Below are 26,764 nucleotides of genomic sequence, written 5' to 3' on the forward strand. Positions count from 1 at the left end.
GAACAGTACGCAACTAATTAAAACTAGCAGCAGTATTGATATTCTTATGACACTAAAAGGCTCCTAATTATGACTTTGCTCTGGATACCCCTGTTATCCTTAATCGGCAGTGTTATTTCATCCTGCACTTCAAAACTAACACGAAATCAAAGTACCGCTTTGACTATGTTAGCGCCTTTGATTGCCCTTGGAATTGTATTTTCGTATACCCCTGCGGTGTTTTCTGGCGAAACAATTCGCTATAGCGCGGATTGGATCCCACTTTTAAACATGCAAGTTTCGTTTCGACTTGATGGTTTGAGTTTACTGTTTTTATATATGATCTTGGGGATTGGTACCCTCGTGATCTTCTATGCACGTTACTATTTAAGTAGTAATGACTCTATGGCAAAGCTATTTTGCTATTTAATGCTATTTATGACCGCGATGGTCGGCATTGTGATGTCGAACAACGTGATCCAGTTATGGTTTTTCTGGGAGCTAACCAGTATTAGCTCATTCTTATTGATTAGCTACTGGTGGCACAAATCAGAAGCCAGAAAAGGCGCACGCATGGCACTTGCCATAACCGGTGCAGGCGGTCTTGCGTTGCTAGCAGGTTTATTGCTGATTGGTGATATTGTTGGTAGTTATAACCTTGATGTAATCCTCGCAAGCAAAACCCTGATCCAGTCACATGGCTTGTATGAAGTTGCCTTGGTATTAGTGCTGTTAGGTGCGTTTACTAAATCTGCGCAATTTCCTTTTCACTTTTGGTTACCGCATGCCATGGCCGCACCTACTCCGGTTAGTGCTTATCTTCACTCCGCAACCATGGTTAAAGCGGGTATTTTCTTATTAGCGCGTTTTTATCCAGCCCTAGCAGGCACAGACATTTGGTTTATTTTAGTAGCCATGACGGGTCTTGCGACCTTACTCGTTGGTGCTTATATCGCTTTATTTAAACATGATTTAAAAGGCTTACTGGCGTATTCAACAATCAGCCATTTAGGTTTAATCACCTTATTACTTGGCTTAGACACAGAGCTTGCTACGGTGGCCGCTATTTTCCATATTATTAACCACGCAACGTTTAAAGCGTCGTTATTTATGGCAACGGGTATTATTGACCATGAAACCGGCACCCGAGATATGCGTAAGCTTAATGGTATGTGGCGCTTTATGCCTTATACCGCAACGCTTGCCATGGTCGCAGCCGCAGCCATGGCAGGGGTGCCACTATTAAATGGTTTCTTATCGAAAGAAATGTTTTTTGCTGAAACATTACACCAACAAGTATTGGGCTCTATGTCATGGTTAATTCCGGTATTAGCGACAATTGCCGGAGCGCTCTCTGTCGCCTATTCAGCGCGTTTCATTCATGATGTTTTCTTTAATGGTGACCCTGTCGACTTACCAAAGCAGCCTCATGAGCCACCGCGTTACATGCGTGTACCAATCGAAATATTAGTGGTGCTGTGTTTATTAGTAGGTATGTTCCCTGACTTTGCTGTAAGCGATATTTTGGCTTCGGCCTCATTTGCAGTGCTAGGCAATGTTGCTCCTGAATACACGTTATCAGTGTGGCATGGCTTCAACTTACCGCTGTTAATGAGCTTCATCGCAACGTCGTGCGGTGTATTAATTTACATTCAACGTAAACATTTATTCCATTTCCAAGCGTCATTACCGACCTTAAATGCGAAGAAAGGTTTTGACCGCGGTATGTACGGGCTAATTAAGTGGTCTCAAGAAAGAATTAATCGCATCGAAAATGGTTCATTACAGCGCTATGCGTTTGTGATGATCACTGTGGTGTTGTTGTGCGCAGGTTGGCCATTATTCGAAATGCGTCAGCTGGCGGGTGCAAATGGTCTTACCCCTATCGATTTCCATAATGCGATTGGTGCTGGTCTACTGGTGATTGGTGCGCTTGCAACGGTTATCTGGCATCGCTCACGAATGATTTCGTTGATTATGATTTCGATTGTAGGCTTGATGGTATCGGTGGTCTTTACACGTTTCTCAGCGCCAGATTTAGCACTGACTCAGTTAACTGTAGAAGTCGTGACGGTTATCTTACTTATGTTAGCGCTGTTCTTCTTACCACAGCGCACTCCGAAAGAGTCTAGCTCATTACGTATATTGCGAGATTTAGGAATTTCATCAGCTATTGGTGTTGTTGTAGCAAGTATCTGTTATGCCTTATTAACCAGACCACTTGAGTCGATTTCTGACTTCTTTATTGCCAATGCTAAAACCGGCGGTGGTGGTACTAACGTGGTGAACGTGATCTTAGTCGATTTTAGGGGCTTTGATACCCTTGGCGAAATTACCGTACTAGGTATTGCTGCATTGGGTATTTATAAACTGCTTATCAACTTGCCACTGTTTATGCCAGCAAGTGATAGCGAAGGTCGCCCTTGGGCGCGCGAACGCCACCCAATTTTGTTAGCGAGCATTTCGCAAAGTTTATTACCACTGGCTTTATTGGTTTCTGCGTACATCTTCTTACGTGGTCACAATTTACCTGGCGGTGGCTTTATTGCCGGTCTAGTGACTGCAATTGCGTTTATTTTACAGTACATGGCAAATGGTTCGAATTGGATTTCAGAGCGCTTTGATGTTAACTACCGCAAGATAATCGCTTCGGGTATTGCCATTGCTTTATTAACGGGCTTAGGTAGTTGGGCATTTGATCGTCCATTCTTAAAAACATGGTTTGATTATTTTGATATTCCGTTAGTCGGCAAGACTGAGCTTGCCAGTGCTATCGTGTTTGATTTAGGTGTGTATTTAACCGTTGTAGGTGCAACGCTGATGATTTTAGCAAGTTTAGGAAAACTGACTGCTGATACACCCAAGCAAGAGGTAAATATTTAATGGAAGTGTTGTACGCATCATGCGTGGGCGTGCTGGTTGCATGCGGAATTTATTTAATTTTGAGAGCGCGAACGTTCCCGGTGGTACTGGGTTTGACCATGCTTTCTTATGCAGTAAACCTGTTTTTATTCTCATCAGGACGCTTGACCATTAATAAAGCCGCTGTATTAGGCTCTGGCAGCGAATATGCAGATCCATTACCGCAAGCGCTGGTTTTAACTGCCATTGTAATTGGTTTTGCGATGACTGCGTTTGTGGTTATTTTAGCGATTCGCGGACGCGCAGATTTAGGGAATGACCATGTCGATGGTCATATGGTTAAGTCGTCGAAGGAGCAAAAATGATACAGCATCTCGCTTCTTTACCGATTTTAATTCCTATGCTGGCTGGTGTTTTGCTATTAATGCCGCCTTGCGGAAAGAACTTACAAATTCGCCGTGTAACCTCTGTCATTTTATCTTTGGTTACAGTGTTGGTGAGCGCCTATTTGCTGTTTTATATCAACAGTACTGCACCAATGGTTTACGCCATAGGTGATTGGTCGGCGCCATTTGGGATTGTACTTGTCGCTGACAGACTTGCGACATTATTAGTGCTGCTTACTAGCTTCTTAGGGGCGGTCGTGGTGCTTTATAGTTGTGCTGGTGATGACAAAAAAGGCAGCTTTTTTCACCCATTAGTGCACTTTTTGATTTTAGGTGTGAACGGCGCGTTTTTAACTGGCGATGTATTTAATCTATTCGTATTTTTCGAAGTGTTACTTATTGCATCCTATTCATTATTAATGCACTCAGCGGATAAACACAGCACCCGTGCTGCATTACAATACGTGATTTTAAACCTGATTGGCTCAAGCGTATTCTTAATTGCCTTAGGCGTACTATATGGTGTACTAGGTACGTTAAATATTGCTGATTTAGCACAAAAAGTCCCGCAATTGACAGGTGATGATGTTTACCTAGCTAAAATTGGTGGCTTACTTTTAATTGTGGTATTTGCCTTAAAAGGCGCGTTATTACCTTTGCATTTATGGCTACCAAATACCTACGCAAATGCGATGCCGCTAGTTGCAGCCTTATTTGCCATTATGACTAAAGTCGGTGTGTACGCCATACTTCGTATTTATACGGTGATCTTTGGTGAAAACGCGGGTGAGCTTGCTCACATGGCACAGCCTTGGTTATGGGGCCTTGCACTAGCAACCATCGTGATGGGAGCAATTGGTGTATTAGCGAGTCAAGATTTTAGAAAGTTGATAGCCAATTTAGTGATTGTCTCTGTCGGTACATTAGTGGCACTCGTTGCAATTCAAAATGTCTCGGCAACAGCGGCACTCCTTTATTACCTTGTGCACTCAACGGTAATTTGTGCCGCGCTATTTTTAATTGCCGATTTAATTGCACAGCAGCGTGGTAAGGTTGCGGACCGTTTAGTCGCTGGGCGTCCCGTTGCGCAGCCATTCTTACTGGGTATTTGTTTTGTTATCGCCGCACTTGCAGTAGTTGGTATGCCACCACTATCTGGTTTTGTGGGAAAAATTTGGATTCTAAAAAGCACCCTTGATAGTGAAAAAGCCATGTTGTTCTGGCCGATTTATATTCTTGCCAGTCTTGCGTTATTAGTCGCAGTTTCTCGTGCTGGCACAAGCTTATTTTGGGATCATAAACACAAAGACAGCGAAGCAATTGAGGGCAGCAAAGCACACCCTTTAAAAGTAACCGCGGTAATTGCTTTGTTGGCATGTTCACCTTTAATGGTTGTTTTTGCCGGTTCAATTTCTGATTTTATGTTAGCAACCTCAGAGCAGTTGTTTGATATTAATACGAGCATCAATGCTGTATTACAAGGAGGTCAATAATGCGTTTAGAAGCTCGTTTTCGTTGGCTGCCGACACCTTTTCGCAGTGTTTTATTGTTTGTTGTGTGGCTGTTATTGAATAACAGTGTGTCACCGGGTCATCTGTTATTAGCCGCGTTTTTTGCCATCACTATCCCGTGGATCACCTTTCCATTTCGTGATCCGCAACCACTTATCGTGAAACCTGGTCTGGCATTTAGACACTTAATGTTAGTTCTGTACGATATTGTGACGGCTAACTTGCAAGTGGCACTGCTGATTTTAGGACCGACTAAAAAATTGCGTCCGGGTTTTGTAAAAGTGCCTTTGGATTTAAGTCATGAAATGCCAATTACAATTTTGGCAAGTACAGTGTCGTTAACGCCGGGTACTGTAAGCGCAGAGGTGTATCCTATTCCTGAGTCACTTGAAGAGGGTGAAGTTATTGAGCAGCGCTATTTATTAATTCACGTACTCGATTTAGCAGATGAGCAAGCGTTAATTAATACTATTAAGCAGCGTTACGAAGCACCGCTTAAGGAGATTTTTCGATGCTAGATACCGTTTTTTTAATTGTTTATGCCATGATTGCAATCTCGTTATTGCTAAATCTATGGCGCCTAATCGTTGGTCCGTCGGTGCCAGATCGCATTTTAGCGCTTGATACTATGTTTATTAACACCATTGCTTTGATCATTCTTTATGGCATGAGCATGGGCACGGGACTTTATTTTGAAGCGGCATTATTAATTGCGATGCTAGGTTTTGTAAGTACAGTAGCGGTGTGTAAATACCTGCTGCGTGGCGACATTATTGAATAAGGTAATAGATAATGAGTGAGTGGATTGTTTCAATCTTATTATTAATTGGTGGTTGCTTTATTCTGATAGGTTCAATTGGTCTTGTGAAAATGCCTGACTTTTTCATGCGTTTACATGGACCTACCAAAGCAACTACCTTAGGAATGGCATCGCTATTGATTGCTGCAATGGTGTATTTTAGTTACACCAATGAGGGGGTGAGCGTGAAAGAAATTCTTATATCAATCTTTTTGCTTATCACCGCGCCTATCAGCGGCTATATGCTGATCAAATCGGCTATCCATCATAAGCTGCGTGCTAAAGACGGCACCAAGGGCCTAGACAACATCGAAGAAGATTAATCCCAGCTTGCACTCATCGTTAAGCGAATTGGTATGATATCTGAGCAGGGACAGTAATGTGATCGACCACGGTGGCTTTTATTGCGCTCGTAGATCGCATAAAATGCCCCGTCATTTAGTTCAGTAGGTAAATAGGTCATTATGCGAGTAGCACTTGGAGTAGAGTACAACGGCGCACGTTACAGTGGTTGGCAACGTCAATCACACGTCAATAGCGTACAACAAGAAGTAGAAACGGCGTTGTCGCGTATTTGTAATCATCCAGTTGAAATTGTTTGTGCAGGTCGCACCGATGCCGGTGTTCATGGCACCGGGCAGGTGATCCATTTTGATACGCATGCTGAGCGCGAAATGGTCGCGTTTACAATGGGTATGAACACCTTACTACCAAAAGATATTTCGATTCGTTTTGCTGAACCTGTCAGTGACGATTTTCATGCTCGTTTTAGTGCCACAGCTCGTCGCTATCGTTATGTGATTTACAATTACACCTATCGTGGCGCCATTATGAGCGAAGGTGTGACTCATTTTCATCACCCATTAGACGAAACTAAAATGCAAGAAGCCTGTCAGTATCTAATAGGTGAGCATGATTTTACGTCTTTCAGGGCGCTACATTGCCAAGCGAATACAGCAAATCGCACTATCCACCACTTGTCGGTAAAACGCCAAGGTGATTATGTGATCATTGATATTAAAGCGAATGCGTTTTTGCATCACATGGTTCGAAACATCACAGGCTGTTTAATGGATATAGGCTTACATAAGCATGAGCCAGTGTGGTTAAAAGAATTACTTGATCTAAAAGAACGTGCTAAAGCGAGTGCAACAGCAAAAGCGGCGGGTCTTTACTTAGTTGATGTGGATTACCCTGAACATTTTGGCATTCCTAAAACACCATTAGGGCCTTTGTTTTTACCTGATTCAGACAGTTAGACTTTAGTAGACTACTACTAAGACCAGTTTTTTATATCGTCTGCGAGTAATTCATGTTTTAATTGAAAAAATCTGTCTGTTTATTTGTTATCAGAAACACAAGCGAGTGTTTCCAATTAAACAGACTGCGACACAGAACAGCATTAAGAGAGTTGCAAATGAGTTGGTTAGAAAAAATCTTACCTAAAACGACCAAATCGTCAGGTCGTAAAGAAATCCCTGAAGGGGTTTGGGCTAAGTGTACAGACTGTGATTCAATTTTATATAAAGCAGAATTAGAAAAAGCACTCAACGTGTGTCCTAAATGTGATCACCACATGCGTTTAGGTGGCCGTAAGCGCCTTGAAAACTTTTTAGATGATGCAGATCGTCAAGAAATTGGTGCAGAGCACGAGCCAAAAGACGTTTTAAAATTTAAAGATTCTAAAAAATACTCTGACCGTATTACCCAAGCACAAAAAGCAAGTGGCGAGAAAGACGCACTTGTTGCAATGAAGGGCCGCCTAAAAGGTATTCCTGTTGCTGCTGTTGCATTTGAATTCTCATTTATGGGTGGTTCAATGGCGTCAGTGGTTGGTGCACGCTTTGTTGAAGCTGTAGACCAGTGTTTAGAACACAATATGCCGCTTATTTGTTTTTCTGCATCAGGTGGCGCACGTATGCAAGAAGCACTTATGTCATTAATGCAAATGGCTAAAACAAGTGCTGCGCTAGCGAAAATGAGCGAAAAAGGCTTACCGTTTATTTCAGTATTAACTGATCCAACAATGGGTGGTGTATCGGCATCATTAGCAATGCTTGGTGATGTAAACGTTGCTGAACCTAAAGCGCTTATCGGTTTTGCTGGTCCTCGTGTTATCGAGCAAACAGTACGTGAAACACTACCTGAAGGTTTCCAACGTAGTGAATTCTTGCTAGAGCACGGTGCAATCGACATGATTGTAGACCGTCGTGAAATGCGTGACACCCTTGCACGTATCTTAGCGAAATTTATGAACTTGCCTTCTACTGAACAAGAGCATGAGTAGCGTAAATTTCAGCTTAACTGATTAAACGCTATGACAGAAATCCTTCCTAGCCAATCATCAAGTCTTGATGATTGGCTTTGTTATTTAGAAAGTGTCCATCCTGCCAATATTGAAATGGGCTTAGAGCGCGTTGCACGCGTTGCTAACCAAGTCGGCTTACTCGATACACCTAGCAAAATAATTTTAATTGCAGGGACTAATGGTAAAGGGACCACCGCTCGCTGTTTAGAAAGCTTATTACTGGCGCAAGGTTTTAGTGTCGGTACGTACGCATCTCCTCATCTAATTCGTTACAACGAACGCGTGCGTATTAATGGCCAAGAGCTTGATGATCAATTCCATGTTGATGCATTCGATATGCTTGAAAAAGGTCGTGGTGACACACCGCTGACTTATTTTGAATACGGAACACTGGCCGCACTGGCTATTTTTAAACGTCACGCTGTTGATTATGTGCTGTTAGAAGTGGGTCTGGGTGGTCGTTATGACGCCACTAATATCGTAACCCCATTTGCATGCGTGATCACCACCATAGATTTAGACCATAAAGAATACTTAGGTGATACCCGTGAATTAGTGGGTTACGACAAAGCCGGTATTTTTAGACCGAATACGCCTGCCATTGTTGGCGATTTAGCGATTCCGCATACAGTGACTGATTACGGCAATGAAATTAACGCTGATATGGTGTTATCAGGCCGTGATTTTAAATTCACAGAAGACAGTGAAGGCTTTAACTGGCAGTACCAAGATAACGATTGGCGCTTAGCTAAGCCTGCTATCCCTTGTCAAAATGCTGCAACAGCGTTGACCTTATTAGCTAAACTTGAGCTATTGCCAAGTGAGCAACTAGTTCGCGATTGCCTGGAAAATTTAACCGTAGAAGGGCGCTTTCAACAGCTCAGTGAGCAGCCGCTCATTTTTACAGATGTGGCGCATAATCCTGAATCTGCTCGTTATTTGGCACGTAAATTAAGCGTGTATAAAGATCAAGGGTTTAAAATTCATGCATTAGTCGCTATGCTTGCAGATAAAGATAAAGTGGCTGCCATGTCGGCTGTCGCAAATGTAGTTGACCAATGGTCGTTAGCAAGCTTAGATTGTTTCCGCGGAGACAAGGTTGAGAATCTTGCTAACGCACTTGCAGAAACAACATCAACAGCGCCTAGCACGCAATATGAGAGTGTTGAAACTGCATTAGACACGTTATTACCAAATGTCGATGAAAACACGCTTGTGATTGTGTTTGGTTCATTTATAACAGTGGCTGCAGCCATCAATTACTTTAAAAAATAGAGAGGAAATCGGTGAACGCAGGGTTTATTAATCGCTTAGTAGGTACCACCATTGTGGTTGTAGCGGCTATTGTCTTCATTCCAAATATTTTGGATGGTGAAAAGGTTCATTATACTGAAGGCTTTAAAGCAATTCCTGAACGTCCTGAGTTCACTACGATTGATTTACAAGAGGCGATTGATAATAAAGTCGCCTCTGCTGAACAACCGTCACAAACGCCAGTTGAAGATATTCAAGCCAACGATGCTGAGCTTGCTGCTAATGAAACGCAACAAATCGTCGATGATGCACCGCAAATGGTCGAAGCATCAACAGATGAGCCTGTGGTTCGTAAAACTGAGCCAAAAGTTGCAGTCCAAGAGCCGGCAAAGACCGTTGTCAAAGCTCCAGAGCCAACCCGTAAGCCAGAAGAAAACCTCACACAAATGGCTTATGTTATCCAATTGGGTAGTTTTTCTCATGCACCTAATGTGAAATCACTACAAGAAAAACTAAAAGCGAATGGTTTCAAAACCTTTACGCGTCCAATCAAAACCCCGAACGGCACACTGACAAAAGTCTTTGTAGGTCCTTCACTTAGCAAGAAAGAGTTAGAGAGTAAGCTTCCTGAGTTAAAGCAGTTAACCAAGTTAAACGGCAAAGTCACTCAGTTTGAAATTACAAAATGATCTGGCAATTCCAAATACCCAAACCACCTGTAGATCCATGATTCAGCGCTATCACAGGGTTTTCAATACAAGGCGTGGCGATGCAGGAATGTAGGTACCTTTCAAATTGCCACAACACAGTAGTGGAAGCCCTGTGAAGCGCCCGAAGGGCATGGCTAAAACGCATTTATTCTGCGTTATTGATTTTGACAAGGGGACACCATTCCCTACAATCAATGCCTTGCCTAAATGCGTTTTATCTCATGCTGAATTCTTGCATCCACAGGTGGTTTGGGTATAGAATGCGCCCCAAATTAACGACTAGTTGGTTCTTATGATCTGGGTTGATTACGCCATACTTGGCATTATTGCACTATCCACTATCATCGGCTTAATACGTGGCTTTGTAAAAGAAGCAATGTCATTAGCTGTATGGGCTGGCGCATTTATCATCTCTAGTTTGTTTTACCAATATTTAGCATCCTTCCTAACAAGTATTTCAGAACCCCTTTTAAGAAATGCAGCCGCAATAGCCATATTATTCTTTGCGACACTCCTGTTGGGTGGGTTACTAAACTATATTTTAGGTGAGCTTGTACAACGTACGGGTTTATCTGGCACAGACCGTGTCTTTGGCATAGTGTTTGGTGCTCTTCGTGGCGTGTTGGTCGTAAGCGCGTTACTCTTCTTTCTTGATGCTTTTACCGGTGCACCTAATACGCATTGGTGGGGCAACTCTATTTTGATTCCAGAATTTGGCTTTGTTGTTGAGTGGTTCTTTTCGTACCTCGAAAACAACTCGAGCTTTTTAAATTCTGTAAACCGTTAATCGGCGAGGATAAATTTAATGTGTGGTATCGTTGGCATAGTCGGAACTTCTCCTGTTAATCAGGCGTTATATGACGGCTTAACTGTTTTGCAACACCGCGGTCAAGATGCAGCTGGCATCATTACCATTGAAAACAACACGTTTAGCTTACGTAAAGCCAATGGCCTTGTGAAAGATGTGTTTCATACCCGTCATATGAAACGCCTTCAAGGCACAATTGGTATTGGCCATGTTCGCTACCCGACAGCTGGTTCTTCTAGCTCGTCAGAAGCGCAACCTTTCTACGTTAACTCACCATTTGGTATTGCACTTGCGCACAATGGTAACTTAACAAACGCAGAAGCATTAAAGCAGCAATTATTTTCAGAAGCTCGCCGTCATGTTAATACAACATCTGACTCTGAAATCTTACTTAACATCGTGGCACATGAGTTAAGCAAGTCAAACAAGCTAAAACTTGACGCTGAAGATATCTTCAATGCAGTGACCGAAGTAAACAATAAAGTAAATGGTGGTTATGCAACGATTGCAATGATCATCGGCCACGGTATTGTTGCGTTTCGTGATCCGAACGGCATTCGTCCGTTGGTGTTTGGTAAGCGTGAAACTGCAAATGGTACTGAGTACATGTTTGCTTCAGAAAGCGTGGCATTAAAAACCGACGGTTTTGAGTTTGTTCGTGACGTAGCACCAGGTGAAGCGATTTACGTAACTGAAGATGGTCAGTTTTTCTCACAAGCGTGTGCTGAAAAAGCAACTTACTCGCCATGTATCTTTGAGTTTGTTTACTTTGCGCGCCCAGATTCAACGATTGACCGTATGTCTGTTTATGCGACACGCGTAAACATGGGGACTAAGTTAGGTGAAAAAATCGCACGTGAATGGGCTGATAAAGACATCGATGTGGTTATTCCTATTCCTGAAACGTCATGTGATGTAGCGCTTGAGATTGCGTCAGCACTTAACCTGCCTTACCGCCAAGGTTTTGTTAAAAACCGCTACATTGGCCGTACTTTCATCATGCCAGGTCAAGAAATGCGTAAGAAATCAGTTCGTCAAAAACTGAATGCGATTGACCGTGAGTTCAAAGGTAAAAACGTATTACTTGTTGATGACTCAATTGTTCGTGGTACAACGTCAGCGCAAATCGTAGAAATGGCTCGTGAGTCAGGTGCGAAGAATGTTTACTTCGCGTCAGCAGCGCCAGAGATTCGTTTCCCGAACGTATACGGTATTGATATGCCATCGGCAGCTGAGCTAATTGCGCATGGCCGTGAAGTGGAAGATATCAATGCTAGCATCGGTGCAGATGGTCTTATCTATCAATCGTTAGATGACCTAATCTCGGCAGTAAGCCAAGAAAACCCAGAAATCACCCGTTTTGAAACATCAGTATTCGATGGTCAATACATCACAGGTGATATCGACCAAGATTACCTAAACCACATTGACCGTTTACGTAATGATTCAGCGAAATCAACCCGTGAAAACGCCATGTCAGCAAGTTTAGAGTTGCACAATCAAGAAGAGAACAGTGCTGATTAATCAGTGCATATCTATTTGATATAAAAAAGGAGCTGAATAGCTCCTTTTTTGTTTGTGGAAAGAAAGGAAAATAACAATGTACTCAGGTAAACATAGGGTGGACGATTCCATTAGTCCATAAGATAGCTGTCGCAGCTAAAATAATTACCAGTAATATCAGCCCACACGTGACCACCGAACTGGCATAAATAAAGCCTCGCTCTTCAGGAATGTGCATCAAAATTGGCACTCCCGTGTAAAGCAAGTAAACAGAGTAGGCAAGTGCTACAAGGCCTACACACACCACAAACCAAAGTTCAGGTAAAAATGCCGCAAATGAAGACATAAATACCGGCGTTGCTGTATATGCAGCGAGCTCTAAAGTTTGTGTAAAGGTGGGTTTTGCACCAAAGGTAACGGCCATCCAATGTGCTAAGTAAGCAAGTGCAAAAACGCCCGCAATCAATGCAAAGTACATCGCGATAGCAATAAGTAATGCACTATCATGGGTTAAAAAAACTGCATCGCCAGAGCCAATGCTCCAACCTAAATATACAGATGAATAGTAGCCCATAATTGAAGGAATACTGGCAATTAATAAAATGTGCGACAAGCTATAGCGCAAGCTTTCGTGGCGGTTATCAATTGTTTGCCATTCTTCAAGTGGGTGGGCGTACAAGCCCCATAAGTGGTTTAGAATCATAATCAATGCCCCTGTAAAAAGGAATGTGAGCTGTTTTATTTTTGTACAGCTTTGATTAAGTTATGGTTCAGTAATTAAACCTTGTCAAGAAGCTGCAATAATCGAAATGGTCGATAAAATGTAACTCTTTAGTGCATATAGAAAATTAGCTTGCACTGATATGGGTCACTTAAAAAGTTTAAAACTTAACTTTGTGTCTGAGATTTCAAACCTGAACTGAAAAAATTTTGGTCTGCAAAACAGCCGTTATTTTGCAGCGTGTTAAAGTAGTGGTAAATTTAGTCCGATTATTATTTTGACATCTAAAGTAAAAGGGAAGTTATGTTGATAAGGGACTTATATATTGGTTTTATCAAGATAAGCTTGTTAATAAGCTCTTTAATTCTCGCGTCATCATTAAGGGCAAGCGATGATACCAGTTGTAATACTATAGAGTCATGTATTGCTTTGATCCCTGCTATTGAAGGGAAAGCTTGGGGGGCAGGAAAGGTTGATGACGCCGTAAGAGACAAGCTCAAGTCTTTTGGCCGAGATGCGTTATTACCACTAGCTAAACTCACTGGTGAAGATAACCCTAATCGTCGTAAAGTTGCTGACAGTTTGATTGCGGATATCAAAGATCTAAATGCAAATGACTTTTCAATAATCCAGCATGTTATCCAGAACAATATTGAGCTTAATGGCGGCGGAGGTTGGTCATATGGAGCGCTCGGGTATGTTGGAGGGGATGATGCTGGTAAATATCTAGTTTCTGAATTGAAAAGAGTTCAATCCGCTTCAAACCAAATAGGCACTGCATTTAATAGATTAGGGGTGGAAGGCATTCCATATTTAATCGAAGGTCTTCGTTGTTATGGCTACTGCTCTGAAGAGGAGTTCAGAGGATTTAGAGAAGTCTTCTACAATTACCAACGTTGGACAAAAGTTGCAGACGATCAATCTGCAATGCAGTTATTTAGTCTAGCAAAGAATGAAAAGATCAATTTACATGCTAGGCATACCGCACTATCAGTCATTGGCTACATGACCGTAAACCCACAAATAGCCAATCAGATACACCAATATGCTGAAAAGAATATTGAGTTTTCCGGCTCTGCTTTAATGGCTCTACAGAACATGAAAAGTTCTTTAGCAACTGAGATGTTGGTTAATCAGTTAACGAATGAGAAAAATAAATCTATTTTTCAAGATAGAAATTTTATGGTGTTTAATGATATCTCTGAATTAGGAACTGCAGGTAAAAATGCAGGTGGTAGAGTGATGCAGTTTTTAAATTCAGAACACTGGGAAGACCGTATTAATGCTTCTTTAACACTGGGGTACATTGGTTATTTTCAAGCGATTCCTGAGCTTAGAAAGCAGCTGTCGAACCCTTCTGATTGGCAGCAGGTTTATGCAGCAGTGAAAGCGTTAAGGCTACTTTCTGATAAAACCACCCTTGTTGATCTTGAGAGAGTCGCTACTAATCATTGGTTTAAACCTTTAAGGGACTACGCTGAAAAAGCAGTAGTCGCGATTAAAATGGGCAAAGAGTATGACTCCATAAGCAAAAATCAAAATCTAGCCTCTGATTTTTTTGATTATCAGCAGTTAGGAGAAGAAAACCACACTTGTGATATTACTGATTACCCAAAAATTTCCGAATCAGTGGAAACAAAGCAGTACAATGATAAAGACAATAAATTAGCGTTTTTTCAGTACAAAGATCCAATGTGCTCTAACAAAGAGTTTTACCAGTTTTACAGCGATTACTGCTCATCTGATGAAAGTATCTTAGTACCAGCTATAGCTGCAAAGTATGGCGAAAATTGGCTGATAGGTGATAATCGAGGTGAATGGGGTGGCGAGCTTGTTGTTTTTCAAAGCGGAAGACTAACTGACACTCTGCTAACGGAAAACATTGAGGATGTATACGTAGTCGGTGAGTTTGCTTATGTTATTACCGGGCTTGCGCATATGTCATTAAATAATGGCTTAATTTATAGATTACAAAAAACTAACGCCGGTTACTTTATTCAACCTTTTTATCGATTACCAGGTGCACCAAGAACATCATGGAAAATAAGTGATGATTCAATATTAATAAATACTGTTTCTGGAGCTGTTATTTTTAACCCGAGCGATGGCCTTAAAATGGCAAACTGTAAATAGTAAAACTGATAGCAGCAGTTGATCTCAATTAATTAAGTTTTAATGCATTGTGGTAGAATAACGCTAGTTTTAAATTGATAGTTTAGTGTTTGTTTGAAAACAAATACTTATGATGAGTAAGAAAATTGGACGAATTATTAAAACCGATTAATGCTTTTTTAAAGTGCGAAACACCCGATGAGTGGATTGCTGCGGCAACCAAAAAAGAAAACTTAGATGTGGTTTTAATCGACCATCTTATCTGCGAATTAAAAGCAGCTCAGTCTGCCATGTTTTTAATTCGTAAGTATGCAGTTGATAAAGAAAGTAGTGATGCTTTACTTGAGTGGTTAAAACCATTTGAAACGCTTGTGTATAAGCGAGAAGGAGATTGGCGTGAGCTTGCAGATAAAAACAAGCTGACTAAATCAATGATCCCAAAATCGAATTCACCATACGGGCAAGACCTTATCGATAAAATGGTGATGCTCATTAAAGAAGAACTACATCACTTTTATCAAGTCCTTGAGATCATGGATGAATATGGTATTGAATATAAAAGTATTACTCCATGTCGTTATGCCAAAGGGATGCTGCGCCATGTGAAAACTTACGAGCCTGATGCTTTGGTTGATAAGTTAATTATCGGTGCTTATATCGAAGCCCGCTCATGTGAACGCTTTGCTAAATTAGCCCCTCATGTTGATAAGCGTTTAGGTGATTTTTATATCTCACTACTGCGCTCTGAAGCGCGTCATTACCAAGATTATTTAACTCTTGCACAAGAAATCAGTGAGTTTGATATCACTGACCGTGTTGAATTTTTTGGGCAACTTGAAGCTGAGTTAATTTCAACCCCAGATGAAGACTTTAAATTTCATAGTGGCGTGCCAGCGTAAAAACCACCAAGAGCACCTGTTTGGTGCTCTTTAGCTTTACCTACCTTATACAAGCCAACCTCTTTAGAAATTAGCTTTAAACTTACCGTAATTAATTAATTCTCATTATATTTCTAATATCTATTTGCTATATATTTTAATGAAAAATTTGTACCGTATTTAAATTTTGCACTATATTTTGCTTATGTTTTCGTAATCATGATTAGTTAGAAGCGTATGTTGTCAAAAGGAGAAGTTAAGCGTGATTCTAATGTGCCTTTCGAGTTTAAAGAAAACACTCCAGAGCAAACGCAAAGTCTTAAAACATGGAAGATACTGACTGTTGAGGATGATTTAAATTACCAACAAGCATTATTAAATGGCTTGAATGCTATACCTCTTGGTAATAATGAAGCATTAGAGCTGTTGACCGCGAACTCAGTGTCAGAGGCATCCTCCGTTTTGTCGCGCCATAAAGACATTGCAATAGTGTTTCTTGATGTGGTGATGGAAGAAGATGATTCAGGTCTTCGACTCGTAAATACTATTCGTCACGTTCTTGGTAACAACGATATACGCATTGTGCTTTTAACCGGGCAGCCAAGTTTTGCTCCAGAACCGCAAGTGATGGAGTCACTTGATATCGATGAATATTGGAATAAATCTGATCTGACAGTAGATAAGCTAAAATCGATTGTCAGCAGTCACCTGCGTACTTATCAATATATTTCACAAATCTCAAATGCTAAACAAGGGCTGCAATTAGTACTTGATGCGGCAAGAAGTATTAATAGCAAACATGATATCCGGGCATTTTCACAAGCCGTACTAGACGAAATAAGTAAGATCCTTCGTTTGTCGCAAGGCGGAGGGGTATTGTGTGTTGGTGATGGAAGCGATTTAAATAAACAGCCAAAAGTGATTACCAGTAATGGTTGTTTCAGAGGGCTGGATGGTAAAGAGTTGACTCTCGATTTACTGTCTGATGAAGCACAGCAATGTTACACCCAAGCAAGAATCACTCAAGAGCATGCCTTTTCAGAGCATTATAGTGTTTTTTATTTTGACACCTGCGAAGTGGATATCCATCACTACATTACTATTGTTAAATCAGATGTTCCCATCGACGAGCATAATGTTTTCTTATTAAAAGTGTTTAGCGAAAATGTGAGTACTGGGTTTTCAAATATTGCACTCATGAACCGGCTGACAGAACTTGCTTATACCGATGTTACGTTGAACATCCCCAATCGAAATTGGCTTCAGCGCGAAATCGATAATATGAATAAATATGAGCAAGCTGAAACTCAATTAGTGGTTTTTGAGATTTTACAGTTTGATGAGAAGTCATTCCGATTTGGCCATGATTTTTGTAAAAAAACACATCTAAAAATGCGCGAAAATATCCTACAAAAATTAGCGCCGTATCACCCCCGAATCGCCTTATTTAAAAGTGATAGTTTGGGCGTTCTAGTCTCAAGTCATGCATTCGAAGATGAGAGCATGGTTGATTCGCTAAAACGCCAATCTTTTGAAATTGATGGGGTAAAGCAGTTTTTAGATGTGCGTATTTTGGTTATGCAATTAATCGCATTTGTTGATCATAACGCAGAGCAAATATTCAATTTAGCAGAGTCCACTCTTAATGATGAGAGCACGCAAAGAGCTCAATTACTTTATTACACGCTAGAAAATACAAAAGCTATTACACGGCGCTATGAGTTGATGCAAGAACTGCGTACAGCAATACGTAACAAAGAGCTCCAAGTAGCGCTGCAACCTAAGGTTAATTTAATTACTAATGAGGTCATTGGTTTTGAAGCGCTGGCTCGATGGCAAAGAAACGATGGATCATTTGTCAGTCCCGATGAGTTTATTGACCTTGCCGAAACCGCAGGGCTTATTAGTGAGTTAGACAAATTAATTTTCGACAAAATAATGCAATCGATTCAGCAATTTGCAGATCAGGGTTTTAGTCTGCCAATCGCGTTTAATGCCTCTACCTTTGATTTGTTATCAGAGGATTATTTTGTCGAGATAGCAGCTCGCATAGAGGAATATGGCATTTCACCTTCGTTACTTGAGCTTGAAGTAACAGAGACCCAAGCAATTTTTAACTATGAAAAGATCAATGCATGTTTATGTCGTTTTGCCGGTTTAGGGATAAAAATTAGCATTGATGATTTTGGGACAGGTTATTCATCGCTCGCCCATGTTAGTGAAATACCAGCACAAAATATAAAAATAGACCGCTGTTTTGTGAGCAATATTCAAGACTCGAGGTCTAATCAACATATTATCGAAATGATTATGCTATTAGCAGAAAAATTCGGTTTTGAAGTAACAGCGGAAGGCATTGAAACGGAGGCTGAGTACGCTTGGCTCGTTGAAGCTGGTTGTAGTGTAGGGCAGGGTTATTATTACGCTAAACCCATGTTTTATGATGATGCATTGCAGTGGCTAAAGGGCCGGTCTAACTAACTATTATGGTAGAAGTAAATCACCAATATGAGTTACTAAAGAAAAGGCTACTTATAAAATTTGTGGTTATTGTCATTGGCAGCTTATTTATAAGCGCTATGGTTTATTTACTGCAATACCAAATACAAAAAAGTAATGTCACACTATTACAAGATAACACCTTACTTGCAGCGCATAATACCTTTAGCAGAGAGTTGGGTGATGTGCGTAAAGTGGTTAAATTGCTGGTGGCTGACGAAGCGCTAAAACGCCACGTATCCGACGCTGAACTTGAACAACAAATACAAACTCATTTTGTTAATTTTGGTTTAGCTGCTGACAGCATTTCTCAAATACGTTGGTTAGATAGCCAGGGCCAAGAACGGTACCGCGTTAATTTTAAAGCTGGTAAAGCCCAAGTTGTGGCACCACAACAGTTGCAAAATAAAGGTAATCGTTATTACTTCACTGAAGGAATTGCGCACAGTAAAGGTGATGTATACATCACGCCAATAGATTTAAATGTTGAACGCGGCGTTGTCGTCGCCCCATATGAGCCGACATTGCGCGCATCCTATCGAACCACGAACGACACTTTTGTGTTAGATGGGTTAATTGTTGTCAATTTTGACCTATCGAAAACCTTACAACAAATTAAGTCACTGAGTACTTTGCAAGCTCAAATACAATTGGTTAATGGCGAAGGCTATTGGTTGTTAAATCCTGATAGTAAGAAAGAGTGGGGCTTTATGTTAGATAAGCCACAACTCACTCTCAGCGAAGATGATGATCAGTTATGGCAAACAATTGCTGAATTACCGAAAACGCAGCAACTTATTACATCGCATAGTCGTACAACCAGCTTTTTAAAAATGAATCTCGGTAATAATAATGACAATGCTTTGAGTAATGTCATTGTGCTGGTAAAAGCGGACAAATCAGTACTGAGGGAGATATTTTTATGGTCATTTGGCATTGCTTTGGCATGTGCTGTTTGTCTAATTACTATTGCTGGTTTGTATTTAAAGCGTAGTTATCGTGACCAGTGTCAAATCATTAAAGCAACAGCAAATTTAGAAAATGAGCAGCAGGAACTGGTAGCGGCTAATAGCAAATTACAACGCTATATAAAACAGCAGCATCAATTACAGGGGGAGTTGATTGAAGCGCAAAGGTTGTCATCACTCGGTTTAATGGTGGCCGGTGTCGCCCACGAAATGAATACCCCATTAGGTGGCGCTGCTATTTCAGTATCAAATGCACAGTTAATTAATCAACAACTCAAAGATAAAATTGACCAAGGCTTCACAAAACAGTTTTTAGAAACGAGTGTTGAACGTATTGCCGATAATTTGTCGCTCTCAAAAGTAAATTTAGATAAAGCGATCGCTCATGTGAAAAGCTTTAAAGAAATGGCCCATGATCGCTCGAATGATCAACTTGTTAGCTTTAATATCGAAAAAGTCACCCATGACCTTCTACTGGGTTTAAAATCTCGCTTTAAGGCCTCTAAAGTAACAATTGAAACGCACATCGATGTCAAACAAGACATCACGAGTCGACCTGGGGTTATTTCACAAATTATAGAAAGCCTAATCGTCAATGCAATTTCTCATGCCTTTAATGAGCATGACACAAAGCAGGTTCAGTTAGCTGTTTATCTAGAAAGTGACAATACATTATGTATTAAAGTGTCTGACAATGGCTCAGGTATAGATGAATCCTTGCGAGAACAGCTATTTGATCCTTTCTTCACCACATCAAGAAAACACGGTCACACTGGGCTTGGGTTGTATCTTGTTCATCAGTGGGTTACAAGTGTTCTAAAAGGTAAGATAAGCTTAGTCGCAACTAATGAACTGCCAGAAAACATTGCAACACAGTTTAAAATCACGCTACCGATTAGTATTTCAACAAGCGCTAATGTTTAGCTAATAATTGATGGATGCTTGCAATTTCTTCAGCACTGAGTTCATAGCTTTTAAGTATTTCATCCAGCTTTCCCGAGTTTTTTAGAGACTGCACGCCTAAATATAAGCTTTGCTGAAATAGCTCAGCGTGAGGGTGATCTTTTTTGGTGATCACATGTAAATACTGAGTGGCAAGGTAGGGGCTAATTATTTCTAATTCTGTTTGTTTTGCTTGCTGTAACCGTTCGCTCTTGTCGAGCCAATAGAGTGCGACCTCTTTAGTACCGGCAACTAAATCAACACGGCCATGCTTTAACAGTAATAAGCTTTCAATCAAACTATCTGTAGTTGTTATGGTCAGTTCAGGATGCTGTTCGAATTCGTCACTCACCACATAATCTTCGCCTTTGCTGATTGTATATGGCTTTAATGAATAGAGTGATCCGGTAAAGGTGATGTCTTTGCCAGCCTGCTTAAATAATACCGTATGAGCAGTTGCTAAGGGTTGTGAGTAGCTAAATTCTCTAGCCCTTTGCTCTGTATAAAAAGCCCCTAGTACAGCAACACGTTTATGGCGCTTAGCAAGTTTTAAAGCGCGCGCCCAATGGGTGTATTCAATCGTTGCTTGGTGTTTTTGGCTTTTAAGTGCTGCAATAATGACTTCGTGCAACCAACCCGGCTCGCTCTTATTATTAATAAAGTAAGGCGGGTATGGTTCAGTGACCAGTTGCCAAGTTTGGCTATGGACTGAAAAGCTAAACAAAAAACAGCAACAAAAACAGCTTAATCGACTCATCATAGATAATGCGTTTTTTACAATACTGTTTAAAGCATAGTTAAAATACTGGCTATTTAAAGGGCGAATGGATTAGTTTTTGCTGCTCAGGTGTAACTCTTAAGTATGACCCTTGTTCATACCAGTCACCCAACACTGTGCGCGTTAGTGTTTTACCTGCGTGATTATAATGGTGCACATTCGGGCGGTGGGTATGGCCGTGGATCATATTAGCAACCTGATGTTTTTCAAACATGGCTAATACTGCATCTTCAGTCACATCTAGGATTTCTAATGCTTTGCCGGCTTGACTTTGTTTTGATTTTTCTCGGGCGTTGCGGGCAATCTTTTTGCGATACCAAAGCGGCATAGCAAGCATTAATTTTGGCCACCACCAACCACGGCTTTTTTTACGAAACTGTTGATACTCAATATCTTGAGTGCACATTTCATCACCGTGCAAGATAACTGTTGGAGTACCGTATAAATCAATAACAACTTGCTCAGGCAATAAAGTCATACTCGCGCTTTTAGCATAGTCTTCTCGCATGATAAAATCGCGATTACCATGGATAAAAAACACCTCCGTACCACTTTTACTGACTTGGCATAAACGTGCGGCAACACTCTTTGAAAGGTCAGTTTGATAGTCATCACCGACCCATACTTCAAAAAAATCACCCAAAATATACAGCGCATCAACGTCATCATTAATAATCTTGCTATCAAGAAAATCAAAAAATGCCGCTGTGATGTCGGGGCGGTTTTCTGTTAAATGGAGATCGGCAATAAAATAACTTTGATTCATGGTTACTCGCAAAAAAGCGGGCAACAGGCCCGCTTAAAAAGACTAAACGATTAAATTAGCTAACCGTTACTTTTTCGATGATGACATCTTCAAGAGGTACGTCTTGGTGGAAACCCGCGCTGCCAGTAGCAACACCTTTGATTTTGTTTACCACGTCCATACCTTCAACAACTTCTGCGAACACGCAGTAGCCCCAGCCTTGTGATGTTTCACTGCTGAAGTTTAAGAAGTCATTGTCGTTAACGTTAATAAAGAACTGCGCAGTTGCTGAGTGTGGATCCGGCGTACGTGCCATTGCTAATGTGCCTACTTTATTCGCAAGGCCATTGTTTGCTTCGTTTTCGATAGGGTTGTTTACTTCTTTTTGAACCATACCAGGCTCAAAACCACCGCCTTGTACCATAAAACCATCAATTACACGGTGAAAAATAGTGCCGTTGTAAAAGCCAGCGTTTGCATACTCTAAGAAGTTTTTAACAGTGTTTGGTGCATCGCTTTCGTGCATCTTGATAGTGATGTCACCAAAGTTTGTGTGTAGTACAACCATGAGGTTTCCTATATTCAGGTTTAATAATGGGGCTATTTTATAGTAGTTGCCTTGGATTAACAAAGAGCTTGTTTAAAACGGTTAACAAAGTGCTTATTCAATTGATAAAGCGCTAGAGCAGCGGCTTTGCAAGTGTTACCATAGAGAATCTCGAAACACCGTTAAGGACATTTTATAAATGGTACAAATTTACAACACACTTACGCGACAAAAAGAGCAGTTTAAACCCCTTGTTGATGGCAAAATCGACATGTACGTGTGTGGTATCACCATTTATGATTACTGTCACATTGGTCATGCGCGTACTTTCGTTGGTTTTGACGTTATTGTTCGTTACCTACGTCACATTGGTTACGATTTAAAATATGTTCGTAACATCACTGATGTTGACGACAAAATCATTAAGCGTGCAAACGAAAATGGTGAGTCAATTAATGATTTAACGACTCGTATGACCAAAGCAATGCATGAAGATTTCGACAGCTTAAATATGCTGCGTCCTGATGTTGAGCCAACGGTGACAAACCATATGAATGAAATCATCGCGATGGTTGAGCGTTTAATTGCCAAAGGCCATGCGTATGTTGCCGCAGATGGCGATGTATTGTTTGATGTGTCTACATTTGAGCAATATGGTGCGTTATCGCAACAAGACTTAACCATGCTACAAGCCGGTTCACGTATTGAAGTTGCACAAGATAAGCAAGATCCACTTGATTTCGTGCTTTGGAAAAAAGCCAAGCCAGGTGAGCCATCTTGGTCATCACCATGGGGTGAAGGCCGTCCAGGTTGGCACATCGAATGTTCGGCAATGAGCTCTAAGCACTTAGGTGAGCATTTTGATATTCACGGTGGCGGTTCAGATTTACAGTTCCCGCACCATGAAAACGAAATTGCTCAGTCATGCTGTGCAAATAACGGCAAGTACGTTAATACGTGGATCCACACAGGTATGGTTCAGGTTAATAAAGAGAAGATGTCTAAGTCTTTAAACAACTTCTTTACCGTACGTGACGTATTAAAAGAGTACGATGCTGAATCAGTTCGTTACTTCTTAATTTCAGGTCATTACCGTAGCCAGCTTAACTATTCGCAAGAAAACCTTGAGCAAGCACGTTCGTCACTTGAACGTATTTACACTGCATTGCGTGGCGTAACGCCAATCGAGTGCGATTTAGCTAGCAATGAATATGTGGCTAAATTCAGAAAAGCGATGGATGATGACTTTAACACCCCTGAAGCACTACCAGTATTATTTGAATTAGCAAAAGAGCTAAACCGTGTTAAAGACAGCGATGCAGAGCAAGCAGGTAAACTTGCTTATGTTCTGCGCAGTGTTGCAGAAGTACTAGGCGTTGCACAACAAGACCCAGAAGCCTTTTTACAAGGTGGTCAAGCTGATGACGAAGTAGCACATATTGAAGCATTAATTGCAAAACGTAATGAAGCTCGCGCAAGCAAAGATTGGGCGGCAGCTGATGAAGCGCGCGATGCATTGAATGCACTTGGTGTGGTACTTGAAGATTCTGCTGGTAAAACAACATGGCGTAAAGCTTAAGTATCCATCGAAATATGACTCATTAAAAAAGGTTGCCAACGAGGCAACCTTTTTTGTTTTTAATCAATACAGCTATTGACCTCAACTCTACTTGAGGTTTTACCTTGTCATCTCTTCGTATTAACAAGGACAGACATTGAATATTTTATTTGCCATGATCCCCGCCTTTTTATGGGGTACCACCTATGCGGTGACCAAATACGCGACACCAGATTGGCCGCCACTTTTATTAGGCGCATTGCGAGCACTGCCTGCAGGGCTACTCCTTTTATTACTTAAACCTAGTTTGCCGACCCGCTCTCAGTGGCTTAGTTTATTGACTTTAGGTGCGGTGAATATCGCGCTATTTTTTGCGTTTATTTTTATTATGGCGGTGAATCTTCCTGCTGCGATTGCTGGGGTAGGGATGGTGTCAGTGCCGGTTGTGGCTTTGTTATATGCTTGGCTTAGCAAAGGGCAGCGACCTGCAAAAATTCAAGCTTTTTGCGCTATGGCGCTGGTGGTATTGGCGTGGTTGTTGTTTGATCCCGCACACGTGGCATTAAATGTATTGGGAGTAGCGGCTTTATTGGGTGCCTTACTGACAATTGTGATTGGTAGCACCTTAGTACAAAGTTTGTCGGTGCACATACATTGGTGGGTGGTACTTACTTGGCAGTTAATTATTGGGGGCACTATTTTGTTATTGGCTGCGTTTATTGATGGCAGTTTACTTCACCCAGAGCAATACCAAGTGGTATTCGAGCCTGTTTCAGCGCTGCAATATTCTGCGCTCTTTTGGTTAATCGTGCCCAATACCGCAATTGCTTATATTTTGTATGTTTGGTTATTAGGACGCATGACTGTGGCTGAGTTTTCATTCGGTACGATAGCTAACCCAATTGCAGGAATAGTATGTGCTGTTTTGCTCATAAACGAACAATATCAAGACTGGCAATACCTATTAATGTTTATGATGATTGTGTTTTCAGTGCTCCCCCAGATGCTAAAACTTAAGCAGTTCAAACAACAAAAAACTTAAAAGCAAAAAAGGCTGCCAATTGGCAGCCTTTTTTACGAACATAATTTTTTGTTAGCTGTGATATTTTTCACATGCTTCAAGCGTATTTTCAATTAAGCTTGCCACAGTCATTGGTCCAACACCACCTGGTACAGGGGTAATGAAATGTGCTTTTTGTTCCGCGACGTCATACTGAACATCACCAACAAGCTTACCTGATTCAAGACGGTTAATACCCACATCAATCACAATAGCGCCTTCTTTAACCCATTCACCCGGAATGAACTCAGGTTTACCCACCGCTACAACTAATAAGTCGGCACGGCGAACATGAGTTTCTAAATCTTGAGTGAACTTGTGACATACTGTTGTAGTACAGCCAGCAAGTAAAAGCTCAAGTGACATAGGACGACCAACGATGTTTGAGGCGCCAACAACAACTGCGTGCATACCTTTATAACGAACACCCGTTGAGTCTAGTAGGGTGATAATCCCTTTTGGCGTACAAGGGCGAAGTGCCGGCATACGCTGTGCTAAACGACCAATGTTATAAGGATGGAAACCATCAACATCTTTATGTGGTGTGATGCGCTCAAGAATTTTTTCAGCATCAAGACCTTGTGGTAAAGGTAACTGTACTAAGATACCGTCTACTTCTTTGTCTTCGTTTAGTTGATCTATTAATGCAAGTAAGTCTTGCTCAGTCGTGTCGCCAGGTAAATCGTAAGACTTAGATACAAAGCCGACTTCTTCACATGCTTTACGTTTAGAACCAACATACACTTGGCTAGCTGGATCTTGACCAACTAGCACGACTGCTAGTCCAGGAGCGCGTAATCCATTCGCTACACGCTCTGCAACTCGCTCTGCTACATTGCTGCGTACTTGTTTAGCTATTGCCTTACCATCGATGATGTTTGCCGTCATGGGTGACCTTTCATTGGGGTTAGTTAACTTGATACTGATACATCTAAATATGATTATCCAATAAAGGGGGCGTGGATACACAAATCATGTTTGTTTGATCATATTTATTTATGTTACGTATTTTCGCAGAAAAGCATCATAGCGCCAAGATGCAATCTTATATAAAGCGCTACTTTATAAAAAAGAGTTCAAATTTTAGCTTATATTTGCAATATTTAACCATTGTGAGCTAAAAGTGACCGATTGAATTATTTTCTTAAAAAAATGTTTGACCTAACTCGGTCAAATCACTATTATGCACCCCGTTGTTAACGAGGTCACTCGCAAACAACGGTAAGCATCGGCGATTAGCGCAGTTTGGTAGCGCACTTGGTTTGGGTCCAAGGGGTCGCAGGTTCAAATCCTGCATCGCCGACCACTTCTTCTTTAAGAAGCGGCGCTTACAGGCAAACTTATGAAGTTTTCGATGCGCCCGTAGCTCAGCTGGATAGAGCAACGCCCTTCTAAGGCGTTGGTCGAAGGTTCGAATCCTTCCGGGTGCGCCATTTGAAAATATGTAAATGCCGTGGTGATTGTAGCTCAGTTGGTAGAGCCCCGGATTGTGATTCCGGTTGTCGTGGGTTCGAGCCCCATCAGTCACCCCAATTTACTTAAGATATCGGCGATTAGCGCAGTTTGGTAGCGCACTTGGTTTGGGTCCAAGGGGTCGCAGGTTCAAATCCTGCATCGCCGACCACTTTTAGAAAGTTCAAGGTCAAAGAACGATTGTTTTGGGTATATCCAATTCAGTTGAAGGTGCAAATTTTGCATCGCCGACCGCGTTTCTTAAGTGGTCTTTATTTTCAAAACTTCTCTCAGTATCGGCGATTAGCGCAGTTTGGTAGCGCACTTGGTTTGGGTCCAAGGGGTCGCAGGTTCAAATCCTGCATCGCCGACCACTTTTAGAAA

23 protein-coding genes and 5 tRNA genes are annotated in these 26,764 nt (G+C 41.3%); 23 read left to right on the top strand and 5 right to left on the bottom strand.

The window, feature by feature from the left end; translation table 11 throughout:
* Positions 1–69: 69 nt before the first annotated feature.
* The 12 genes from C2M25_RS15405 to purF all read left to right on the top strand — a co-directional run bounded on the left by C2M25_RS15405 (position 70) and on the right by purF (position 12,141).
* On the top strand, positions 70–2,862 hold the full coding sequence (locus tag C2M25_RS15405; RefSeq protein WP_063706774.1) for a monovalent cation/H+ antiporter subunit A: 2,793 nt from the start codon (positions 70–72) through the stop codon (positions 2,860–2,862).
* Positions 2,862–3,206, top strand: coding sequence for a Na+/H+ antiporter subunit C (locus C2M25_RS15410; RefSeq protein ID WP_063706776.1), 345 nt, complete (start codon positions 2,862–2,864; stop codon positions 3,204–3,206). The genes C2M25_RS15405 and C2M25_RS15410 overlap by 1 nt, the downstream gene beginning before the upstream one ends.
* Entirely contained in the window at positions 3,203–4,720 is a 1,518-nt protein-coding gene (locus C2M25_RS15415) for a monovalent cation/H+ antiporter subunit D (protein WP_105181492.1), read from the top strand. The genes C2M25_RS15410 and C2M25_RS15415 overlap by 4 nt, the downstream gene beginning before the upstream one ends.
* On the top strand, positions 4,720–5,256 hold the full coding sequence (locus C2M25_RS15420; RefSeq protein WP_105181493.1) for a Na+/H+ antiporter subunit E: 537 nt from the start codon (positions 4,720–4,722) through the stop codon (positions 5,254–5,256). The genes C2M25_RS15415 and C2M25_RS15420 overlap by 1 nt, the downstream gene beginning before the upstream one ends.
* Entirely contained in the window at positions 5,250–5,519 is a 270-nt protein-coding gene (locus tag C2M25_RS15425) for a K+/H+ antiporter subunit F (protein WP_063706782.1), read from the top strand. Before C2M25_RS15420 ends, C2M25_RS15425 begins: the two co-directional genes overlap by 7 nt.
* Positions 5,520–5,527: 8 nt before the next feature.
* Positions 5,528–5,860 (top strand): Na+/H+ antiporter subunit G, encoded by a 333-nt coding sequence (locus C2M25_RS15430; RefSeq protein ID WP_171038274.1) that lies wholly within the window; start codon positions 5,528–5,530, stop codon positions 5,858–5,860.
* A 141-nt stretch (positions 5,861–6,001) separates the two neighbouring features.
* Positions 6,002–6,796 carry a tRNA pseudouridine(38-40) synthase TruA gene (truA, locus tag C2M25_RS15435; RefSeq protein WP_063706786.1) on the top strand — a complete coding sequence of 265 codons (795 nt, stop codon included), beginning with the start codon at positions 6,002–6,004 and terminating at the stop codon, positions 6,794–6,796.
* 158 nt (positions 6,797–6,954) lie between these two features.
* Positions 6,955–7,824 (top strand): acetyl-CoA carboxylase, carboxyltransferase subunit beta, encoded by an 870-nt coding sequence (accD, locus tag C2M25_RS15440; protein ID WP_105181494.1) that lies wholly within the window; start codon positions 6,955–6,957, stop codon positions 7,822–7,824.
* Between the two features lie 30 nt (positions 7,825–7,854).
* On the top strand, positions 7,855–9,120 hold the full coding sequence (gene folC / locus C2M25_RS15445; protein ID WP_105181495.1) for a bifunctional tetrahydrofolate synthase/dihydrofolate synthase: 1,266 nt from the start codon (positions 7,855–7,857) through the stop codon (positions 9,118–9,120).
* A gap of 11 nt (positions 9,121–9,131) precedes the next feature.
* Positions 9,132–9,788 carry an SPOR domain-containing protein gene (locus C2M25_RS15450; RefSeq protein ID WP_063706794.1) on the top strand — a complete coding sequence of 219 codons (657 nt, stop codon included), beginning with the start codon at positions 9,132–9,134 and terminating at the stop codon, positions 9,786–9,788.
* Positions 9,789–10,101: 313 nt separating this feature from the next.
* On the top strand, positions 10,102–10,596 hold the full coding sequence (locus C2M25_RS15455) for a CvpA family protein (protein WP_036969851.1): 495 nt from the start codon (positions 10,102–10,104) through the stop codon (positions 10,594–10,596).
* An 18-nt stretch (positions 10,597–10,614) separates the two neighbouring features.
* Complete coding sequence (gene purF, locus C2M25_RS15460) at positions 10,615–12,141, top strand: amidophosphoribosyltransferase (protein ID WP_105175211.1); 1,527 nt, start codon at positions 10,615–10,617, stop codon at positions 12,139–12,141.
* Between the two features lie 82 nt (positions 12,142–12,223).
* Here purF and C2M25_RS15465 read toward each other — a convergent pair whose 3' ends face one another.
* On the bottom strand, positions 12,224–12,823 hold the full coding sequence (locus tag C2M25_RS15465) for a Yip1 family protein (RefSeq protein ID WP_063706798.1): 600 nt from the start codon (positions 12,821–12,823) through the stop codon (positions 12,224–12,226).
* 321 nt (positions 12,824–13,144) lie between these two features.
* Here C2M25_RS15465 and C2M25_RS15470 point away from each other — a divergent pair, with 321 nt between their 5' ends.
* From C2M25_RS15470 to C2M25_RS15485, 4 genes are all read left to right on the top strand, one after another.
* Positions 13,145–14,974, top strand: coding sequence for a HEAT repeat domain-containing protein (locus C2M25_RS15470; protein ID WP_105181496.1), 1,830 nt, complete (start codon positions 13,145–13,147; stop codon positions 14,972–14,974).
* Between the two features lie 125 nt (positions 14,975–15,099).
* Entirely contained in the window at positions 15,100–15,852 is a 753-nt protein-coding gene (miaE, locus tag C2M25_RS15475) for a tRNA isopentenyl-2-thiomethyl-A-37 hydroxylase MiaE (protein ID WP_105181497.1), read from the top strand.
* A 216-nt stretch (positions 15,853–16,068) separates the two neighbouring features.
* Positions 16,069–18,312 carry an EAL domain-containing protein gene (locus C2M25_RS15480; RefSeq protein ID WP_105181498.1) on the top strand — a complete coding sequence of 748 codons (2,244 nt, stop codon included), beginning with the start codon at positions 16,069–16,071 and terminating at the stop codon, positions 18,310–18,312.
* A gap of 5 nt (positions 18,313–18,317) precedes the next feature.
* Positions 18,318–20,222 carry a sensor histidine kinase gene (locus C2M25_RS15485; protein WP_105181499.1) on the top strand — a complete coding sequence of 635 codons (1,905 nt, stop codon included), beginning with the start codon at positions 18,318–18,320 and terminating at the stop codon, positions 20,220–20,222.
* On the opposite strand, the gene C2M25_RS15490 is transcribed toward C2M25_RS15485, so the two are convergent.
* The 3 genes from C2M25_RS15490 to C2M25_RS15500 all read right to left on the bottom strand — a co-directional run bounded on the left by C2M25_RS15490 (position 20,212) and on the right by C2M25_RS15500 (position 22,331).
* Positions 20,212–20,964 (bottom strand): transporter substrate-binding domain-containing protein, encoded by a 753-nt coding sequence (locus tag C2M25_RS15490; protein ID WP_158679731.1) that lies wholly within the window; start codon positions 20,962–20,964, stop codon positions 20,212–20,214. The two genes, C2M25_RS15485 and C2M25_RS15490, sit on opposite strands and share 11 nt — an antisense overlap.
* Before the next feature lie 85 nt (positions 20,965–21,049).
* Positions 21,050–21,784, bottom strand: a complete 735-nt coding sequence (locus C2M25_RS15495; RefSeq protein ID WP_105181501.1) for a UDP-2,3-diacylglucosamine diphosphatase — start codon at positions 21,782–21,784, stop codon at positions 21,050–21,052.
* A 55-nt stretch (positions 21,785–21,839) separates the two neighbouring features.
* Entirely contained in the window at positions 21,840–22,331 is a 492-nt protein-coding gene (locus C2M25_RS15500; RefSeq protein WP_054562080.1) for a peptidylprolyl isomerase, read from the bottom strand.
* Between the two features lie 178 nt (positions 22,332–22,509).
* Between C2M25_RS15500 and cysS the strand changes: the two genes are divergently transcribed.
* Both cysS and C2M25_RS15510 read left to right on the top strand, forming a co-directional pair.
* Positions 22,510–23,889: a cysteine--tRNA ligase gene (cysS, locus tag C2M25_RS15505; protein ID WP_105181502.1), complete on the top strand. Its 1,380-nt coding sequence runs from the start codon at positions 22,510–22,512 to the stop codon at positions 23,887–23,889.
* 136 nt (positions 23,890–24,025) lie between these two features.
* Positions 24,026–24,910 (top strand): DMT family transporter, encoded by an 885-nt coding sequence (locus C2M25_RS15510; protein ID WP_105181503.1) that lies wholly within the window; start codon positions 24,026–24,028, stop codon positions 24,908–24,910.
* Between the two features lie 51 nt (positions 24,911–24,961).
* On the opposite strand, the gene folD is transcribed toward C2M25_RS15510, so the two are convergent.
* Positions 24,962–25,816 carry a bifunctional methylenetetrahydrofolate dehydrogenase/methenyltetrahydrofolate cyclohydrolase FolD gene (gene folD / locus C2M25_RS15515; RefSeq protein ID WP_063706811.1) on the bottom strand — a complete coding sequence of 285 codons (855 nt, stop codon included), beginning with the start codon at positions 25,814–25,816 and terminating at the stop codon, positions 24,962–24,964.
* A gap of 341 nt (positions 25,817–26,157) precedes the next feature.
* On the opposite strand from folD, the gene C2M25_RS15520 reads away from it, so the two are divergent.
* The 5 genes from C2M25_RS15520 (at position 26,158) to C2M25_RS15540 (ending at position 26,754) form a co-directional block, all read left to right on the top strand.
* Positions 26,158–26,234 (top strand) — tRNA-Pro (locus C2M25_RS15520).
* A gap of 50 nt (positions 26,235–26,284) precedes the next feature.
* Positions 26,285–26,361 (top strand) — tRNA-Arg (locus tag C2M25_RS15525).
* A 23-nt stretch (positions 26,362–26,384) separates the two neighbouring features.
* Positions 26,385–26,460: transfer RNA gene (locus C2M25_RS15530), tRNA-His, on the top strand.
* A 15-nt stretch (positions 26,461–26,475) separates the two neighbouring features.
* Positions 26,476–26,552 (top strand) — tRNA-Pro (locus tag C2M25_RS15535).
* Positions 26,553–26,677: 125 nt separating this feature from the next.
* Positions 26,678–26,754: transfer RNA gene (locus C2M25_RS15540), tRNA-Pro, on the top strand.
* Positions 26,755–26,764: the final 10 nt, after the last annotated feature.

This window comes from Pseudoalteromonas sp. T1lg21, assembly GCF_002964625.1.
Taxonomy (GTDB): Bacteria; Pseudomonadota; Gammaproteobacteria; order Enterobacterales; family Alteromonadaceae; genus Pseudoalteromonas; species Pseudoalteromonas gelatinilytica.

Bases quoted from the DNA above. Each gene is read 5' to 3' on its own strand.
- cysS (WP_105181502.1), top strand. From the start codon at position 22,510: ATGGTACAAATTTACAACACACTTACGCGACAAAAAGAGCAGTTTAAA.
- C2M25_RS15410 (WP_063706776.1), top strand. From the start codon at position 2,862: ATGGAAGTGTTGTACGCATCATGCGTGGGCGTGCTGGTTGCATGCGGA.
- C2M25_RS15480 (WP_105181498.1), top strand. From the start codon at position 16,069: ATGTTGTCAAAAGGAGAAGTTAAGCGTGATTCTAATGTGCCTTTCGAG.
- C2M25_RS15495 (WP_105181501.1), bottom strand. From the start codon at position 21,784: ATGAATCAAAGTTATTTTATTGCCGATCTCCATTTAACAGAAAACCGC.
- C2M25_RS15485 (WP_105181499.1), top strand. From the start codon at position 18,318: ATGGTAGAAGTAAATCACCAATATGAGTTACTAAAGAAAAGGCTACTT.
- C2M25_RS15425 (WP_063706782.1), top strand. From the start codon at position 5,250: ATGCTAGATACCGTTTTTTTAATTGTTTATGCCATGATTGCAATCTCG.
- C2M25_RS15500 (WP_054562080.1), bottom strand. From the start codon at position 22,331: ATGGTTGTACTACACACAAACTTTGGTGACATCACTATCAAGATGCAC.
- C2M25_RS15415 (WP_105181492.1), top strand. From the start codon at position 3,203: ATGATACAGCATCTCGCTTCTTTACCGATTTTAATTCCTATGCTGGCT.
- C2M25_RS15455 (WP_036969851.1), top strand. From the start codon at position 10,102: ATGATCTGGGTTGATTACGCCATACTTGGCATTATTGCACTATCCACT.
- accD (WP_105181494.1), top strand. From the start codon at position 6,955: ATGAGTTGGTTAGAAAAAATCTTACCTAAAACGACCAAATCGTCAGGT.
- folD (WP_063706811.1), bottom strand. From the start codon at position 25,816: ATGACGGCAAACATCATCGATGGTAAGGCAATAGCTAAACAAGTACGC.
- folC (WP_105181495.1), top strand. From the start codon at position 7,855: ATGACAGAAATCCTTCCTAGCCAATCATCAAGTCTTGATGATTGGCTT.
- C2M25_RS15465 (WP_063706798.1), bottom strand. From the start codon at position 12,823: ATGATTCTAAACCACTTATGGGGCTTGTACGCCCACCCACTTGAAGAA.
- C2M25_RS15420 (WP_105181493.1), top strand. From the start codon at position 4,720: ATGCGTTTAGAAGCTCGTTTTCGTTGGCTGCCGACACCTTTTCGCAGT.
- truA (WP_063706786.1), top strand. From the start codon at position 6,002: ATGCGAGTAGCACTTGGAGTAGAGTACAACGGCGCACGTTACAGTGGT.
- C2M25_RS15405 (WP_063706774.1), top strand. From the start codon at position 70: ATGACTTTGCTCTGGATACCCCTGTTATCCTTAATCGGCAGTGTTATT.
- purF (WP_105175211.1), top strand. From the start codon at position 10,615: ATGTGTGGTATCGTTGGCATAGTCGGAACTTCTCCTGTTAATCAGGCG.
- C2M25_RS15470 (WP_105181496.1), top strand. From the start codon at position 13,145: ATGTTGATAAGGGACTTATATATTGGTTTTATCAAGATAAGCTTGTTA.